The sequence below is a fragment of the Vibrio sabulosilitoris genome, from assembly GCF_055391395.1.
In genome coordinates, this window is the sequence record NZ_AP029599.1 from 3,136,205 (window position 1) to 3,153,108 (window position 16,904).

Consider the following 16,904-nt stretch of genomic DNA (forward strand, 5'->3'; position numbering starts at 1 on the left):
CCCAGCCTTGCTAGTAGCCTAGTTGCAAACAACACTGGACCTTGGCAATGGAGTGATACTGAGGAAGGAGATTCACATAATGGGGTGCAATGATGGCGCAGCAGGCGCGAAAGGCGTGACCTTGATCGAGTTATTAGTGGTTATAGCAATGCTTGGCATTTTAGCCAGCGCGGCGTATCCGATATACACCGATCAAGTTTTAAAAGCCCATCGACAGCAAGCACAAACTGACCTGCTTAAGATCCAATTAGCCCTCGAACAGGGCTTTTTTGATGGCTATCAGCCTCATGGGATTGTCTCTGCGGGGGCGTGTTTGATCTGTGGTGGCGATAGTCAGCACTATCAGTTTACTATTGAGGTTGATGAGGCTGGTTATCATATTTTTGCCTCGCCACAGCATGCTCAAGGAAAGGACAAATGTGAGGGAGAGCGGTATGACCATCTATCGCTTAATGAGCGAGGAGAACACCTACCAAGCAAATGCTGGTAAGGCAGAGGTGGTCACCCTACCTCTGCCTTAGATTTGCCTAAACGATCTGATCTTTTTTCCATTCAGCGAGCTTTTCAGCACGCGCCGCTTCACGCGCCTCGCGTTTTTTGCGCGCGTCGCAGGGCTCTGGGCAGTTACACACCTTATCAATCCCAACTGCGCCAAGACCGCCACAACTGCCTTTAACCACTTTGCGCTGGACAATATAGCCAATCGCCATTGCTGCGATCACCGCTAGAAATACGGCGAATGTTATAAGAAATGTTGTCATGATTACCCCTAGTTCTGCAGTGCTCGATACGCGCTAGATGCCCGTTCTCGGTAGCCATCTTCGGTTTTAATTATCATCATGGTGGGAATATTTTCAACCTCAGCGAGCGCCATACCGTCTTCTTCACCCATCACCATAAGACCGGTCGCTAGGCCATCCGCGGTCATCGAAGATGGATGTAATACCGTTACCGATACCACGCGGTTGCTGATAGGCGCGCCTGTCTCTGGGTCAATAATATGCGAATAACGCACCCCATCCCGCTCAAAGTAGTTACGGTAATCGCCCGACGTTGCCACCGCCATATCGCCTGGCTCAATGATCTCCTGAATGGCTCGCTCATCGCTGGTCGGTTTTTCGATCGCGATACGCCACTTGATACCCTCACGATTAAGTCCTTTGAGGCGGATCTCGCCCCCGACTTCCACCATGTAATCCGCCACCTCTAATTGATCAAGGTAATCGGCAATCACATCAACACCCCAACCTTTGGCAATGGTTGACAAGTCGACGTACAACTCGGGGATTGCTTTGCTCAGCTGATTACCCTCAACGCTCAAATACTCGATACCTGTGATGGCCTTGCGCTCTGCTAACTGTTCGGCACTTGGCACCTTGTCACGGCGTGCCTCGGGGCCAAAACCCCATAGATTGACCAGCGGTCCTACCGTGACATCCAACGCCCCTTGAGTGAGACCGTTAAGACGCACGGCTTCTTTCACCACCAACGCCGTCTGCTCCGACACGACAAACGGCGTGTCTTGCTGATGCTGATTAAAGCGGCTTAACTCAGAATCCGGCCTATAGGTCGACATCTGTTGATTGACCTCTTCGAGCAGGCGGTCTATCTCGGCATGAACTGCCGCTGAGCTTGGCATTTCAGGCTGAGAAATGTATTTGATGTTGTAACTGGTACCCATGGTTGGGCCATTTAAATGCACCTGCTCTCGCGGCTGATCACAACCGACTAAGACCAGCATTGAAGCCAAGGCAACAAGCCAAATTCTCACTTGTTTACTCCTATTCCATCTATTGAGTGTATATGGCTAAAAGAGTGAAGCTCTTAGCGATACACGCTCATCACTGCATGGGCTAAATAAAACGATGGCTGACTACATGAGCCAGCCATCTTCGATAATCCATTACGCTCAGTTATTGGCAAACCTAGGGCTTACCTGTCACTTTTGCTATGGGTTTAGCCACCAAAGTCATCAAGCAGGATGTTTTCATCCTCAACGCCCAAGTCTTTGAGCATGCCGATCACCGCTGCGTTCATCATCGGTGGACCACACATGTAGTACTCACAGTCTTCCGGCGCTTCATGGTCACGCAGGTAGTTTTCATACAACACATTGTGGATAAAGCCTGTGTAGCCTTCCCAGTTGTCTTCCGGCATTGGGTCAGACAAAGCGCAGTGCCAGATGAAATTGTCGTTTTCTGCCTGAAGACCATCGAAGTCTTCGGCATAGAACATCTCACGCTTCGATCGAGCACCATACCAGAACGACATCTTACGGTCTGATTTCAGGCGCTTAAGCTGGTCAAAGATGTGCGAGCGCATTGGCGCCATACCAGCACCACCGCCGACAAACACCATCTCTGCGTCCGTCTCTTTGGCGAAGAACTCACCAAATGGACCTGAGATAGTACACTTGTCACCCTCTTTAAGTGACCAGATGAAAGATGACATGATACCTGGAGGTGCATCTGGATTATTAGGCGGCGGCGTTGCAATACGCACGTTAAGCAAAATAATACCTTCTTCCTCTGGGTAGTTTGCCATTGAGTAAGCACGAATAGTCTCTTCATCGACCTTTGACTCATAGCGGAACAGGTTAAACTTGTCCCAGTCTTCGCGGTACTCTTCCGGTACATCAAAATCAGAGTATTTCACGTGGTGAGCAGGCGCTTCAATCTGGATGTAACCACCAGCACGGAATGGCACCGATTCACCATCAGGGATCTGCAGCTTCAGCTCTTTAATGAAGGTCGCCTTGTTATCGTTAGAGACAACCGTACATTCCCACTTCTTAACGCCAAAGATCTCTTCAGGAAGCTCAATGTCCATGTCGGTTTTCACCGCCACCTGACACGCTAGGCGCTCGCCTTCGCGCGCTTCACCTTTAGTGATATGGTCAAGCTCAGTCGGTAGGATATCACCACCGCCCGATTTAACCTTAACGCGACACTGACCACAAGAGCCACCGCCACCACAAGCCGAGGAAACAAACACGCCAGCGCCCGCAAGAGAGCTGAGCAGTTTACCACCTGGCTGAGAGACGATCGCCTTCTCAGGGTCGCCATTTACAGAGATGGTGATATCACCGCTCGGTACCAGCTTGGACTTGGCAAACAGAATCACCAATACCAGCGCCAGTACGATCAGGGTAAACATCACTACACCAAGAATAATAGTATTCATTGACTATTCCTTATCGCTACGGTTTACCCGAACTAGAGTGAAACACCGGAGAAAGACATAAAGCCTAACGCCATAAGACCGACTGAGATAAACGTGATACCCAGACCACGCAGTCCCGGTGGCACATCTGAGTACTTCATCTTCTCGCGGATACCCGCAAGCGCGACGATCGCCAATAGCCAACCCACACCAGAGCCAAAGCCGTAAACCACCGACTCGACAAAGTTGTAGTCACGCTGAACCATGAACGATACGCCACCAAAGATCGCACAGTTTACCGTGATAAGCGGCAAGAAGATCCCCAGCGCGTTGTACAGCGGCGGGAAGAAACGGTCAAGAACCATCTCAAGGATCTGAACCAATGCCGCGATAACGCCGATAAAGGTGATGAAGTTAAGGAAGCTCAGGTCAACCCCAGCCACCAGCGCGTTTTCACGCAGAACGAGGTTGTACAGCAGGTTATTCACTGGTACTGCGATAGTCAGTACGACCACAACCGCAACACCCAGGCCAAATGACGTCTTAACCTTCTTTGATACCGCGAGGAAGGTACACATCCCGAGGAAGAAAGACAGCGCCAGGTTTTCGATAAAGATCGATTTAACTAATAAGCTAATATAATGTTCCATGACGACCTTACTCCTTCGCTTCGACTTGTTCAGGTTTCACAATACGGATTGCCCAGATCATGAAACCGATTAAGAAGAACGCGGATGGTGCCAGTAGCATCAGACCGTTTGGCTGATACCAACCACCGTTACTCACTAGAGGCAGTACCTCTAGACCAAACAGCTTACCCGAGCCAAACAGCTCACGGAAGAACGCAACCGTGATCAACACAAAGCCGTAACCGAGACCGTTACCGATACCATCAATCAGTGATGGTAGCGGGGCTGATTTCATCGCATAGGCCTCTGCACGGCCCATAACAATACAGTTAGTGATGATCAAACCAACGAATACCGACAGCTGCTTAGAGATGTCGTAAAGGTAGGCTTTTAGCACTTGGTCAACCACAATAACTAACGAGGCGATGATCGCCATCTGCACGATGATACGTACACTATTAGGGATATGGTTACGGATTAGAGAAACGAAGAAGTTCGACAGCGCCGTTACAAAGATAACCGCGAGTGTCATAACAAATGCTGTTTCAAGCTTGGTGGTTACCGCCAGGGCAGAACACACACCGAGAACCTGCAGCGCGATTGGGTTGTTATCCAATACAGGCGCGACGAGATTCTTTTTCATGTCTTTAGTTGCTGACATCAGTTCAAGCCTCCATCACGAACTTGAGTAAGGTACGGGCCAAAGCCCAGATCACCCAACCAGAAGTCAAAGGTTCCCTGCACGCCGTTACCAGTCAGGGTTGCACCCGATAGACCGTCAACACCGTGCTCAGAGCCAGCTGGCGCACCGCCTTTAACCACCTCAAGCGCAGGTTGGTTATTGGTATCAAACAGCTTTTTGCCCTCAAACTGTGCGCGCCAAGATGGGTTCTCCACCTCACCACCAAGTCCTGGAGTTTCACCTTGCTCGTAATAGGTAATGCCTGCAACTGTGTTGCCGTCGCCTTCAATAGCCACAAAAGCGTACATCATCGACCACAGACCATTACCGTGAACCGGCAGGATCACTTTCGAGAAGCCTTCGCCATCTCTGACCAGATAAACCACACCAGTATTGGCACGGCGCTGGATCTTAGCGTCATCTTGCTCTGCCGTGAGACGAATCGAGGTATCAGGGTCTTTGGCCGCTCTGCGCTGATCATAATCTGCAGCATCACCATCGATATATTGACCAGTCTCGAAATCCAGCAAGCGGGGTTCGATGTACTCAGCAAACAGCTCAGGGACACTGCCCTGAGCCGTAATGCCGGCGACTTCAACGATCTTGCTCTGCTTGTCCAGCACAGCATTCGCCTGTTGTTGGCTACGCAAGCCCACTGCTGCCGCTGATACGACGATTGAACAGACTAAACTCAGTCCGACGACCACGCCCAGCGTTTTTTTAATGCTATCGTTATTACTTGCCATAGCGCGCTAGTCTCCGTTTGATGTTCTTCTCAATAACGACATGGTCGAATAGAGGGGCAAACAAGTTGGCAAATAGGATCGCCAGCATCATACCCTCTGGGTACGCCGGGTTTGCCACACGAATCATGACACACATGCCACCAATCAAAATGCCGTACCACCATTTACCCTTGTTGGTAAAGGATGCCGATACAGGGTCGGTTGCCATAAAGAACATACCGAACGCAAACCCACCGAGCACTAGGTGCCAGTGCCAAGGCATGCTGAACATCGCATTGGTATCAGAACCGATCACGTTGAACAGTGTCGCTGTGGCAATCATACCGATCATGACACCAGCGATAATACGCCAAGAGGCTATGCGCATGTAGACAATCATCGCAGCGCCAATAATGAGCGCGAGCGTTGAGACCTCACCAATCGAGCCTGGGATGTTACCAATAAAGGCATCCATCCAAGTGATCGGCGCACCCGTGACGTTGTTCATCAACTGACCGTTACCGCCTTGTGCCCATTGGCTCAGTGCAGTTGCGCCCGAGTAGCCATCGGCTGCGGTCCAAACCGTATCACCTGAAATTTGCGCAGGGTAGGCAAAGAACAAGAAGGCACGACCGGCCAGAGCTGGGTTAAGGAAGTTACGCCCTGTACCACCAAAGATCTCTTTCGCAACCACCACACCAAAGGTGATACCCAGTGCCGCTTGCCACAGTGGCAGCGTTGGCGGGACGATAAGAGCAAACAGGATCGAGGTAACGAAGAAGCCTTCATTAACCTCGTGCTTACGCACCATACAGAACAGGACTTCCCAGAAACCGCCGACGATAAACACGGTGGCGTAAATCGGTAGGAAGTAGGTGGCTCCCAGCAACATCTTGCTGATCCACCCCGCATCTGCGGCGAGCGACCCGCCGAGCATTTGCGTGAGCCAGTAATGCCAATTACCAGCGATAACTTGGTCAAGTTGCTCGCCAACGTACAAGTGGTTAAGCGCAGCAATCGCTTGTCCACCTGCGTTGTACATCCCCCAGAACATCGCTGGGAAAACCGCAAACCAAACCATGATCATGATGCGTTTCAAGTCAACGCTATCACGGACGTGTGAGCTCTTCTTAGTGACAGTACCAGGGGTGTAGAACAGCGTTGCCGCTGCTTCGTATAAAGCAAACCACTTTTCGTGTTTACCACCTGGTTCAAAATGATGCTCGATGTCTTCAAGAAACTTCTTAAGAGCCATGAGAATTACCCTTCCTTTTCAATCGTGTCTAGGCATTCACGAAGCAGTTGACCGTATTCGTATTTACCCGGACATACAAAGGTACACAGTGCAAGGTCTTCTTCATCCAGTTCCAGTGCACCGAGTGCTTGCGCACTATCGATATCACCGGCACACAGATCGCGAAGCAGCAGTGTCGGTTCCATGTCAAGAGGCACTACGCGCTCGTAGTTGCCAATAGGAACCATCGCACGGTCACTTCCGTTGGTCGTAGTTGTCATATTGAACAGCTGACCCTTGAATAAGTGACCTAGGAAAGAGCGGGTTACGGAGAACCTGTTCTTACCTGGCATCGCCCAACCAAAGAGCTCCTTCTCGCGACCTTCGCGCAAGACAGAGATTTGATTATGATAGCGACCGAGGTAGGCGTGTGGACCAACGGCATGGGTCCCGGTTAAAACGGAACCTGAAATGACACGGACTTCACCCGGCATCAACTCGCTATCAGTAACATCATCTAGGCATGCTCCTAGAGTTGTACGAATCAAACGAGGATTGTTCACAACCGGGCCGCCAATTGAGATAACGCGGTCGGTGTAGAGTTCACCGGTCAGGAATAGCTTGCCAAAGGCAATCACGTCTTGGTAGCCAATGCTCCAAGCGACGTTTTCCGCGTTGACGGGATAGAGGAAATGCATGTGAGTCCCGACCAGTCCCGCAGGGTGAGGACCAGAGAACACATGTTCTTCGACATTAGACTGAGCTGAGCGCGGTAGACTGGTGCCTTTTTTACACACATATACCTTGCCCTCAGTCAGCGCCGAGAGGATATCAAGTCCGGCAACGAAAGCTTGTTGTTGCTCATTGATGATCAGCTCGGGTTCAGCAGCCAGTGGATTGGTATCCATAGCTGTGACGAAGATAGCTTGAGTAGTTGAACTTACGGCTGGAACCTTACTAAACGGTCGAGTACGCAAAGCGGTCCAAAGACCCGATTCAACCAATTGGTTTGTGATCGTTTCACGATCCAAGCCACTTAATTGACTGGCTTCAAACTTGTCGAAAACCACCTGCTCGTCGCCTGCCACCTCAATCACTACCGATTGGAGGACACGCTTCGCGCCACGGTTAACTTCAATCACTTTGCCGCTTGCTGGTGAAGTAAATTTCACGCCAGGGTTCTTCTTGTCTTCAAAAAGAACTTGGCCTTTTTTTACTTCATCATCGACGCGAACATGCATTGTTGGACGCATACCCACGTACTCTTCGCCAAGCAAGGCGACTTTGTTGATGGCTTTGCCATCACTAATCACCTGAGATGGAGCTCCCGCGATAGGAAGATCCAGTCCCTTCTTTATTGTAATCATACGCACTTGCACTATTTTATCGGGAAAAAGATTCTTATTATTGCGAACTAATAGACACGACATCAGTGTCCTGTCCCGGTCATCTCCTGCGACCGAAACTGCAACATTTAGTTTAAACTCTCATTACATTTGCATTGAGACCTTTCAGGTGGGCCATTGTAGCATCCATTGATGAAATTATTCCATGACCAAAGGCCCCCAAGGAGCGATAAAAATCGAAGGATTTCACAGAAAATGGCAATACAGGTCAACTTTTTGCGCGTTTGCGCAATATCTATACAGGACCTAAAAACAACCAAATGACCACACGGATAAATGACTCATTTTCACAGCGTGATTTAGTTAACACTTAATCAACATGGCCTGGCTGTTTTTTGACTTTGGTCGATGTCTTTTTAACCACCTACATTTGTCGCACTATTGTCCGCTACCTCTATTTCCCGCCCCCCATGCATTGGGGACTGTTGGGTGCAAAACCTTGCTCTAATCGCCACTCTTCTTCTGTGTAAGTATGCATAGCGAGTGCGTGGATATCATTGGCTAACTCATCGGCCAACGCTTGATTGACCATTCTGTGACGCGCAATGAGTCGCTGCCCTTCAAATTCTTTGGCGACAATAATCACTTTAAAGTGACTTTCCGAGCCAACGGGCACACTGTGCATGTAGCTCTCATCAATGACCTGCAGGTGGCTAGGATCAAAAATACTGTGGAGCTTGGTTTCTATTGTTTCTTGAATCATAACGACACGACCCCGTTGCTATACTGATAACTTTACTTAGCGTTTGATTGTTGATGTTCGACATCACCATAGGTTGAGTGGCGAACTTTAAGTTTAGTACATAAGGTTTTGGTTTCTTGGTCAAACAACTTTTGCGACAATAGAAACAACAATAAAAGGCACTTAATCGATAATGAAAACCGAGCTTACTCTCCACGAACAAACCCTTACCCTGAACAGATACCCTATCCGCTCAAATGAAACCCTACAAGCATGGGATGCTGGGGATGAGTACTTGATCAATCACATTGAAGAAACTGGACGAGTTACTGATAAAAAAGTATTGATCTTGAATGATAATTTTGGTGCTCTGTCATGCTATCTAAGTGATAAATGCCAGGTCACAGCCCAGACTGACTCGCACATTGCTACCAAGGCGATTGAGGCCAATCTAGCGCAAAACCAATGCACGGCAATCCAATTGCTGACCAGTGTTGACTCCCTGCCTCAAGACGTGGATTTGGTGCTGATGCAACTGCCAAAAAGTAACCGGATGCTGACTTGGCAACTGCACCAGCTCCAGCGCCATCTGCCGCAAGGAACGCCTGTGATTGCGGTGAATAAAGCCAAAGAGATCCATACCTCGACCCTCAAGCTGTTTGAGCGCTACCTCGGAGAAACCAAAACCTCACTGGCATGGAAGAAGCATCGTCTGGTGTTTTCATCGGTCAACAAATCCATCGACCAGCAGGTAGCAAACAGTTGTGACTGGCAGGTAGAGGAGTACGGGATAACCCTACGCAACCTTGCCAACGTCTACTCGGGTGAGAGCCTAGATCTTGGTGCCAGACTGATCCTCAAACATTTACCTGACAATTTAGGCCAGGCAAGAGTGATAGATTTGGGCTGTGGAAATGGTGTATTGTCTGTCCGACTTGCTCAGCTAAACCCTGGCATTTCATTAACTTGTGTTGATGAAAGCTATATGGCAGTCAAATCTGCGCAGGTTAACCTTGCCGAAAATGGCCTCACGCAACCGGTTCAAGGCGTTGCCAACAACTGCCTAGATGGGGTTGAGGCAGGCAGTGCCGACTTTATTGTTTGCAACCCCCCTTTTCATCAACAGCAAGCGGTCACCGATCATATCGCTTGGCAGATGTTTTGTGACGCAAAGCATGTTCTAAGCAAAGGCGGTAAATTGTTAGTCATTGGCAACCGTCATCTCGGCTACCATAACAAGCTGTCTCGACTGTTTACTAAAGCCCAAGTAAAAACCATCGCGAGCGACAGCAAGTTTGTCATTCTCGAAGCAACGAAATAAGCATAAAAAGGAACTTACCATGAAAAAACTGATTCTCGCCGCCTCCGTGGCCCTACTTACGGCCTGTGCCACGCCGCAGCAAGAGCAGATTGATTTCATGCCAAACTCTGTACTGAGCAACAGTGATATTGTCTCTGGCAAGAGCTACAACTTGACCAGTCGTGACTCACGCTCGGCACAATACGTTGCCCTACTCGACAGTGGTCGCTCGAATATCGAGCCGATCCATGCGAGACAAAACCTGCGTGTGAGCATCGAGAAAGTGATGGCTGAGCAGTTCGCCTCGCAAGGCTTTCGCAATGCGGTGCAGAGCGATAATGTCATCGATATCGATATCCAAGAAGCGCTGGTTAACGTGACTCAATCGGCCATGAGCCACGAGATGGTTGCGCACGTCAGTCTGGCACTCACGCTAGAAACGCCAACGGGTAAAATGGTCAAAACCTACACCGGCTCTGCGCAAAAGAAAGACTCATTCGGTGCATCTAGACAAGACATCCAAGATGTCCTCAATGACGTCACGGATAACGTACTGATTGAGATCTCCCAAGATCAAGAGCTACAAAACTATATGAAGGAACGCTTCTAATGAAACAACTACTACTTCTTTGTACTGCGCTGATAAGCAGCGCGGTTTTCGCGGGTCCAAAGGTTGAGTTTGAAACCAACCAAGGCAGCTTTGTGCTCGAGCTCAACCAAGAGAAAGCACCGATTACGGTTGAAAACTTTTTGCGCTACGTCGAGGATGGCAGCTACGAGGGCACGATCTTTCACCGCGTGATCCCAGGATTTATGGCGCAAGGTGGCGGTTTTAATCAAGAGATGCAACAGGTGCCGACGTATAGCGCAATCAAAAATGAAGCCAGCAACGGCCTAAAGAACGACACGGCAACGATTGCTATGGCACGCACCAATGCGCCGCACTCAGCAACTCGTCAGTTCTTTATCAACTACGCCGATAATGACTTCCTCAATGCCAGCACGCGCTCAGATGGCTATGCGGTATTTGGTGAGGTCGTTGAGGGCTTTGACACCATCATCAAGATTGGCCAGATCCCAACCTCGCGCTCTGGTCGCATGCAAGACGTGCCGACCGAGACCGTCGTGATCACTAAAGTCACTCTTGTTGACTAATTTTAGCTAGATTTGCCAAGCTTTCTGGGGCGGGCGTCCCGGAAAGCTTGGCGCAAGGAACACCATGTCGAGTACCACCCCAACCCCTTCTTGGTCTGAAACCATTCAGAGCTATCTTGATAAACGCCTGCTGTGGGTCTTTATGCTGGGCTGTTCCAGCGGCTTTCCCTGGGTTTTGATTGGTTCAAACATGTCAGGCTGGCTGACCGATGCCGGTCTGACACGCTCGGCGATTGGCTACTTCGGCAGCGTGTTCGTTGTCTATGCGATCAACTTCCTCTGGGCACCACTGGTCGATAGGGTCAAAATCCCTGTGCTTTACGCCAAGCTTGGCCAACGCCGCAGTTGGATATTTCTCTGCCAATCATTGGTGCTGATAGCAACCCTGTTTATCGCTGGAGTGAACCCCGCCGAGAACTTGATGTTCACCTCAATGCTGGCACTGGCGATTGCTATCGCCTCAGCCACCCAAGATATCGCCATCGATGCGTTCCGGATTGATACCTTCCCTAAAACTGAGAACTCAAAGCTGCCCCAAGCCTCTGCAATGGCGGTGATTGGTTGGTGGACCGGCTACTCACTGCCTGGTTATTTGGCGTTTATCAACGCTGACTCTATCGGTTGGAACGGGGTGTACTACGGTATGGCAATCGTCGTGTTAGTACTGATGCTGTTTACCTTGCTGGTTGGCGAGCCTCGCACCGAGCGCGAAGCACTGCAAGCCGCGGCTGAGCAGCGCCACAGTCAAGTGGTGCAATCTAAGCTCATCACCTGGCTCAGCGTGACCTTGATTGAGCCGTTTATTGATTTCTTCAAGCGTAATGGGGTACGTGTTGCCTTGACGCTACTGCTGTTCGTGTTCTTATTTAAGATTGGTGAGGCCTTCTTGGGGAGAATGTCGATAACCTTCTATAAGGAAGTCGGCTTTAGCAATGAGCAGATTGGTTACTACTCGAAATTGATCGGCTGGGGTGCCACCATGATATTTACCCTTGTCGGCAGCATGTTCAACGTTCGCTTTGGTATCGTGCGCGGCTTGATGATCGGTGGTATTGCGATGTCAGCCAGTAACTTAATGTTTGCGTGGATTGCCAAGGTGGGTCCGAGCGAAACTCTGTTCTTAGCCACCATCTTCGTCGATAACTTCACAACCGCCTTCTCGACAGTCGCCTTTGTGTCTTTCCTAACCATATTGACTGGTCAGGCTTTCTCTGCCACTCAGTACGCCTTGTTGGCCTCACTTGGCAACTTGGGGCGTACGACCCTCGCCTCGTTTAGTGGCCAACTGGCTGATTACCTCAATGATTGGTCTTTGTTTTTCATTATCACCGCAGTGATGGTGCTACCGAGCTTGATCATGCTGTACTCATTACGTGGCTACTTCAAGAAACTGATTGAAAAGGCGCATAACGATCCTACATAGTGAGTAAAAAATAGGTTAGACGAATTGAAAAGGGAGCGAATTGCTCCCTTTTTTGATGATGAAATGTGCACCGAGGTCTAAGGAAACATTCCCTTACCAAACAGATTAAACACGCGTGCCACGCCTTGAGTAAACACCATTGGCTCAGTCAGCACCGTAAGACATAAACAATCCTCCCCCACCTTGGTGTAAGGCGAGTGCTTGCGTGAGGCGTCTCTGGCTAGGTAGTCGCCCGCGTGATAGTGGCCATCCTCATCGCTATACCCACCGTGCAGAATCACCGTCGTCTCCTGCCCTTTGTGCGTGTGCTGAGGCACCTGAGCGTCTTCGTTGATGTAAAGCAAGTTGATTCTTGCGTAAGTATCGAGCTCGACTGTGGCGCTGTAGATTTTGCCGCCGTAGTTACGCCAAGCACCGATCCGATCTACGTGTCGGCCCAATCCTTTTGGCAAGGTAAACCGCTTGCCATTAGGTGTCGTCACGGTTTTGACGCTCTCTCTGCCATGTTCGACTGGCGCAGCCACGGCCTCTATCTCTAGGGATGTGATATCCGCCAGCATGGCTTGTAGTGACTCTATTGGAGAGTCTTCGATTCCCAGCCCAAGTTCCGTGTCTGCCTCGACAGCCGCGTCTTGACCGAAAATTGCACTGGCACTAGCTGCTTCCAGTTCAGCGACCTGCGCTTTACATTCGCGGCACTGTTCAAGGTGCAGTGCAATTGCAAAACCGTCGACATCACTTAAAGCCCCTTCGCTGTACAGCTTTAGCTGTTGTTGAGTGGGATGATTGCTCATAACTGATCTGCCTCAATTGAAGTTCGTAATTTCTCCACTGCCAAGCGCAAGCGGGACTTGACGGTTCCTAGTGGAATATCAAGCATGTCTGCAACTTGCTGCTGAGGAAGCTCTTCTAAATACACTGCTTTTACAACAGTACGCTGAGCTTCTGGAAGCCGATCCAAGTGCTTCACCACCTGCTCCTTAAGCATCTCGTGCTCAGGTGCGTAGTGCTCTACTAAATCGGGTGGGCAGTAGTCTGATGGCCAGATGTCCTCAGTGCTAATGTGCGAGGCACGGCCTTTATATTTCCTTAACGCGTCATAACAAAGATTTCGAGCGACGGTATATATCCATGTAGAGAGAGAGCTCTTTGTCCCATCAAATAGGTTGGCCTTTTGCCATACAATTGTCATGGTCTCCTGTACCATCTCTAAGGCGACTTGCTCTTGACCCATGTGCTTGTAAGTAAACTGCTTGAGGCGTGGGGCAAAGTGATTGAACACAATACCATATGCCTCTTTGTCTCTTGCCTTGACGCGCTGCATCAGGTCAGTCCAATCTTGGCGCGTCAAACTCTGGGTATTTGTACCTGTCATGCCCAATCCTTTTTCTTACGGGGTAGGCTCGCGCCTACCCCAACAACCTTAGTCTGTGATGTCCTGCAGCAGAACATCAAAGCCTGTACCGGCACTATCATCGATAGCAATTGCCTGATAGACCACACCGTTTTCCACGGTGACCTCGAGAGGACCGATAGCAACAGTCTCTGCATCACCGGCGACCGTAATGGTTAAGAAGTACGTACCCGCCGCGACGTAAACACCGCCTACACTTTCCTTGTACGCAAAGTTACTCAAGGCTGGATCACTTCCGTCAATCGATGAATTAGCAGTCAAGTACACATCCACGAACTCTGCAACGGGATTGGCGGCGGCGTGCACTACGTTAAGAATAGCGCTTGTTGCGACAGGACGTCGAATATCGCTGACAACTAAGGGCTCAATCTCAAGCGGCTCGGGCGTGGTCAACACTGCATAGATGCTCGTGTCATCGCCAGCCGAAACCTCAAAATCACCTGCCTCAATAAGAACCGTTTCTGTGTCTGTTACAACCACGTCAATGTCGTAGGCTGCTGGCGGTAGGTCTAGGTAGTCTGATACTGTTTTAAATTCTACGCCCTTCAGACCGTCTATCACTTCGCCATTCGCTCGCACATCAACCGCCGGTGCACCATCGACTAGATGCCCAACACGCACATCTGCAGTCTCATTTTGGTCGTAAACAAGCGTTGTATCAGTGCCATCCATTACCATGAGTTTTACCGGTGATGCCGCATCGGAGTCGGGGTTCAACACCGCCGCAACGGTCAACTCGGTATTGGCCGCTAATGCAATAGGACCAGAATCGAAAGCAACAACTTGACCGTCGGCAGTTTGCAAACGTACTCGATATGTATCCGCAGGAACATTGACGACTTCCGTAAACTCACCGTACTGAAGCGTGTCTAGTGCAGTTGCACCTTCTAGGCTAGCGTCGGGCGCGGTGACAAACACGTTGACGTCCGGAACACCAGAAGCTGCATGCACAATTTGCACATCAAGGGTCTCTGCATCAGCTTGACCTGATCTTGGGCGCTCAACAACTAGCGGAGCTACTTGGTTGTTTTCCTCATCAGCATCACCGATGACCATCACGGTATAGCGCATATCACGTGCCAATCGAAGCTCTGTTGCTGGTATGACAGTTGCCACCTCATCACCCGGAAGCTGCACATCTACTTGAACAGTATTGGTTCCTGCGTTCACGCGTAGAAAGCCGGAGGACGTTGCGTATTCGACCCCTGTCAGAATCTCTCTGTTATTGAGCAAGATATTTGCCCTTGGAGCGTCTGCCGATGCATGGACTGCCTGCAGTGAAGAGCGTGGACGATCGTCGTCATCGTCATGATGACAACCAATTAGCGTCGCTGAAGCTGCCACGAGAGCGACGATAGCTAGTTTGTTCATATTGCCTTTCCTCTAATGAGACTTCGGAGGTTCGATGGCTTGGGCAAGAAACACTAGGGCCTCGTCACTGTCGGCTTGCACCGAAAGAAAATCGAAATGACTTACCTTGAGCGGTAACAATTCCAACCAGCGCTGTGAGACCCAAACAGCATCTTCGAAATAACAGTCATCATAAAGTTCAGCGATCTGAGGAAATTGCTCGAATACCGAGCGCAAATGGGCACTCACATAAGCAAATTCATCGTCTATCCGTGCTTTAGGCCATGGTGGTAACCAGTTCACATCCGCTCTTCGTAATCCATCAGGGTCGGTGGTTACGGTCTGTGTCGCGAATGTTTTACTGCCCAATACCGTTATCCCGAGCATGCCATCGTCAAGCTCTTCGAAGTCAACAATGTTGACGTATGTTCCGTGATTTGACACATTGCGAGGAGGCGGCGCGCCCTCATCATTGATCAAGCACATGCCAAAACCTTCGTTGTTACGCAGACATTCAGTAACCAATCGCATATAGCGTGGCTCGAATATTCTGAGCTTCAAGCGACCCTGTGGAAACACCACTGATCGCAAAGGAAAAAGCATAATGTTGGCCATGAACTAGAACCTCTCTCTTTGGTCACTGAATTGCTACGTGAGGTTTTGGCAACAGATCAACCAAAGCAATGCAACAAGCAGGACGGATAATGTGATCTACATCACTTAAGCAAGTAATATAGATGCAAACAATTGCGCAATCGCTTGCTCAATATCTCATAAAGTTCCGCGCAATCGTTTTGTTTTGTGATCAAAGTCACACTTTAATTTGCAAATTGTGCACTTTACCCCTTTAAATTGAGATTTATATCGTTATCATTCTGCCCATCAATTTGGTGAGCGAAGTTTGTTCACTTTTAAAGTCCCTAACACCTTTGTAGAGAATTTCCAGTATGCGCAAATCACTTCTATCTCTAGCTATGATCGCAGCAGCCGCTGCTACTCCAGCTCAAGCAGAAAAACTGTACGACTTCGGTTCTGTATCTCTGAACCACATCGAGTGGTTTGACGCAAACCCATGGCATGAGCAACTAACTTTCGTTGAAGTAGAGTACGGCGCAGGTTACACATGGGGCTCACACTACGGCTTTATCGACCTAGAGCGTGACCACAACGGTGACAACGGCCTATCTGTTAAGCAAAACTTCACTTACAACCTAGGTGCAAGTGACTTTGCTGCTTTCGGTCAAGTATTCCACACTGAGTCTCTGGAAGATCGTTCATCGTTCTACGCTACTGACTGGGTTCTTGGTATGCAGTACAACGGCTTTGACTTTGGCAAAGTGATGTTTAAACCATTCCTAGGTGCAGTTTACTCAAACAACAACGACCAGAACGGCGACTTCAACGGCGCTATGTACGGTCACCTATTGGTTGCACCAATCAACGAGCACTTCACTATCACTAACTGGCACGAGACTCAGTTCGCGAAAGATGAGAAGTTCGATGGCGAGTCATACTCACACAACGGCGCAATCGCAGCTTGGTACCACACGCCAGTTGAAAACTTTGACCTAGGTCTACAGTACCGCTACGGCTACCACAAACTGGGCACTTACTACCAAAACGGTAACTACGGTGCAATCTTCACGGCTAAATACAACTTCTAATCCAAGTTGAATCCGAAATTGCAAAAATGGCGCTCTTTGAGCGCCATTTTTATTGGCATCCGCCCAGCGCTTGATTAT

General features: G+C 49.6%; 19 protein-coding genes. 6 read left to right on the forward strand and 13 right to left on the reverse strand.

Annotation, left to right across the window (positions count from 1 at the left end; genetic code table 11):
- Positions 1–79: 79 nt before the first annotated feature.
- On the forward strand, positions 80–490 hold the full coding sequence (locus ACZ5R2_RS14725; protein ID WP_464900084.1) for a type IV pilin protein: 411 nt from the start codon (positions 80–82) through the stop codon (positions 488–490).
- A gap of 37 nt (positions 491–527) precedes the next feature.
- Here the strand turns inward: ACZ5R2_RS14725 and nqrM are convergent, their stop codons facing one another.
- From nqrM to bolA, 9 genes are all read right to left on the reverse strand, one after another.
- Positions 528–761, reverse strand: coding sequence for a (Na+)-NQR maturation NqrM (gene nqrM / locus ACZ5R2_RS14730; RefSeq protein WP_464900085.1), 234 nt, complete (start codon positions 759–761; stop codon positions 528–530).
- Between the two features lie 8 nt (positions 762–769).
- On the reverse strand, positions 770–1,771 hold the full coding sequence (locus ACZ5R2_RS14735; protein ID WP_464900086.1) for an FAD:protein FMN transferase: 1,002 nt from the start codon (positions 1,769–1,771) through the stop codon (positions 770–772).
- 185 nt (positions 1,772–1,956) lie between these two features.
- A complete protein-coding gene (nqrF, locus tag ACZ5R2_RS14740; protein WP_464900087.1) occupies positions 1,957–3,183 on the reverse strand; it encodes an NADH:ubiquinone reductase (Na(+)-transporting) subunit F in 1,227 nt (408 codons plus the stop codon).
- Positions 3,184–3,215: 32 nt separating this feature from the next.
- Positions 3,216–3,812, reverse strand: coding sequence for an NADH:ubiquinone reductase (Na(+)-transporting) subunit E (gene nqrE / locus ACZ5R2_RS14745; protein WP_438460291.1), 597 nt, complete (start codon positions 3,810–3,812; stop codon positions 3,216–3,218).
- Between the two features lie 7 nt (positions 3,813–3,819).
- Entirely contained in the window at positions 3,820–4,452 is a 633-nt protein-coding gene (locus ACZ5R2_RS14750; RefSeq protein WP_464900088.1) for an NADH:ubiquinone reductase (Na(+)-transporting) subunit D, read from the reverse strand.
- The gene (locus ACZ5R2_RS14755; RefSeq protein WP_464900089.1) at positions 4,452–5,219 is read right to left on the reverse strand and encodes a Na(+)-translocating NADH-quinone reductase subunit C; all 768 of its coding nucleotides are present in this window, start codon (positions 5,217–5,219) and stop codon (positions 4,452–4,454) included. Before ACZ5R2_RS14755 ends, ACZ5R2_RS14750 begins: the two co-directional genes overlap by 1 nt.
- A complete protein-coding gene (locus tag ACZ5R2_RS14760) occupies positions 5,209–6,453 on the reverse strand; it encodes an NADH:ubiquinone reductase (Na(+)-transporting) subunit B (RefSeq protein WP_464900090.1) in 1,245 nt (414 codons plus the stop codon). Before ACZ5R2_RS14760 ends, ACZ5R2_RS14755 begins: the two co-directional genes overlap by 11 nt.
- Positions 6,454–6,458: 5 nt before the next feature.
- Positions 6,459–7,799 (reverse strand): Na(+)-translocating NADH-quinone reductase subunit A, encoded by a 1,341-nt coding sequence (locus ACZ5R2_RS14765; protein ID WP_464900091.1) that lies wholly within the window; start codon positions 7,797–7,799, stop codon positions 6,459–6,461.
- 433 nt (positions 7,800–8,232) lie between these two features.
- Positions 8,233–8,541, reverse strand: a complete 309-nt coding sequence (gene bolA / locus ACZ5R2_RS14770) for a transcriptional regulator BolA (RefSeq protein ID WP_464900092.1) — start codon at positions 8,539–8,541, stop codon at positions 8,233–8,235.
- Positions 8,542–8,713: 172 nt separating this feature from the next.
- Here bolA and ACZ5R2_RS14775 point away from each other — a divergent pair, with 172 nt between their 5' ends.
- The 4 genes from ACZ5R2_RS14775 (at position 8,714) to ACZ5R2_RS14790 (ending at position 12,398) form a co-directional block, all read left to right on the forward strand.
- On the forward strand, positions 8,714–9,841 hold the full coding sequence (locus ACZ5R2_RS14775) for a methyltransferase (protein WP_464900093.1): 1,128 nt from the start codon (positions 8,714–8,716) through the stop codon (positions 9,839–9,841).
- Positions 9,842–9,860: 19 nt separating this feature from the next.
- Entirely contained in the window at positions 9,861–10,430 is a 570-nt protein-coding gene (locus tag ACZ5R2_RS14780) for a YajG family lipoprotein (protein WP_464900094.1), read from the forward strand.
- Positions 10,430–10,975, forward strand: a complete 546-nt coding sequence (locus ACZ5R2_RS14785; protein WP_464900095.1) for a peptidylprolyl isomerase — start codon at positions 10,430–10,432, stop codon at positions 10,973–10,975. Before ACZ5R2_RS14780 ends, ACZ5R2_RS14785 begins: the two co-directional genes overlap by 1 nt.
- Before the next feature lie 64 nt (positions 10,976–11,039).
- Complete coding sequence (locus ACZ5R2_RS14790; RefSeq protein WP_464900096.1) at positions 11,040–12,398, forward strand: AmpG family muropeptide MFS transporter; 1,359 nt, start codon at positions 11,040–11,042, stop codon at positions 12,396–12,398.
- 77 nt (positions 12,399–12,475) lie between these two features.
- On the opposite strand, the gene ACZ5R2_RS14795 is transcribed toward ACZ5R2_RS14790, so the two are convergent.
- Genes ACZ5R2_RS14795 through ACZ5R2_RS14810 form a run of 4 tightly spaced genes read right to left on the reverse strand, consistent with a single transcriptional unit; the run spans position 12,476 to position 15,777 of the window.
- On the reverse strand, positions 12,476–13,192 hold the full coding sequence (locus tag ACZ5R2_RS14795; protein ID WP_464900097.1) for a ChrR family anti-sigma-E factor: 717 nt from the start codon (positions 13,190–13,192) through the stop codon (positions 12,476–12,478).
- Positions 13,189–13,773: a sigma-70 family RNA polymerase sigma factor gene (locus ACZ5R2_RS14800; RefSeq protein ID WP_464900098.1), complete on the reverse strand. Its 585-nt coding sequence runs from the start codon at positions 13,771–13,773 to the stop codon at positions 13,189–13,191. Before ACZ5R2_RS14800 ends, ACZ5R2_RS14795 begins: the two co-directional genes overlap by 4 nt.
- Positions 13,774–13,821: 48 nt before the next feature.
- The gene (locus tag ACZ5R2_RS14805) at positions 13,822–15,183 is read right to left on the reverse strand and encodes a DUF4397 domain-containing protein (RefSeq protein ID WP_464900099.1); all 1,362 of its coding nucleotides are present in this window, start codon (positions 15,181–15,183) and stop codon (positions 13,822–13,824) included.
- A 12-nt stretch (positions 15,184–15,195) separates the two neighbouring features.
- Entirely contained in the window at positions 15,196–15,777 is a 582-nt protein-coding gene (locus ACZ5R2_RS14810; RefSeq protein WP_464900100.1) for an LON peptidase substrate-binding domain-containing protein, read from the reverse strand.
- 332 nt (positions 15,778–16,109) lie between these two features.
- Here ACZ5R2_RS14810 and ACZ5R2_RS14815 point away from each other — a divergent pair, with 332 nt between their 5' ends.
- The gene (locus ACZ5R2_RS14815) at positions 16,110–16,826 is read left to right on the forward strand and encodes an outer membrane protein OmpK (protein ID WP_464900101.1); all 717 of its coding nucleotides are present in this window, start codon (positions 16,110–16,112) and stop codon (positions 16,824–16,826) included.
- Positions 16,827–16,904 lie beyond the last annotated feature (78 nt).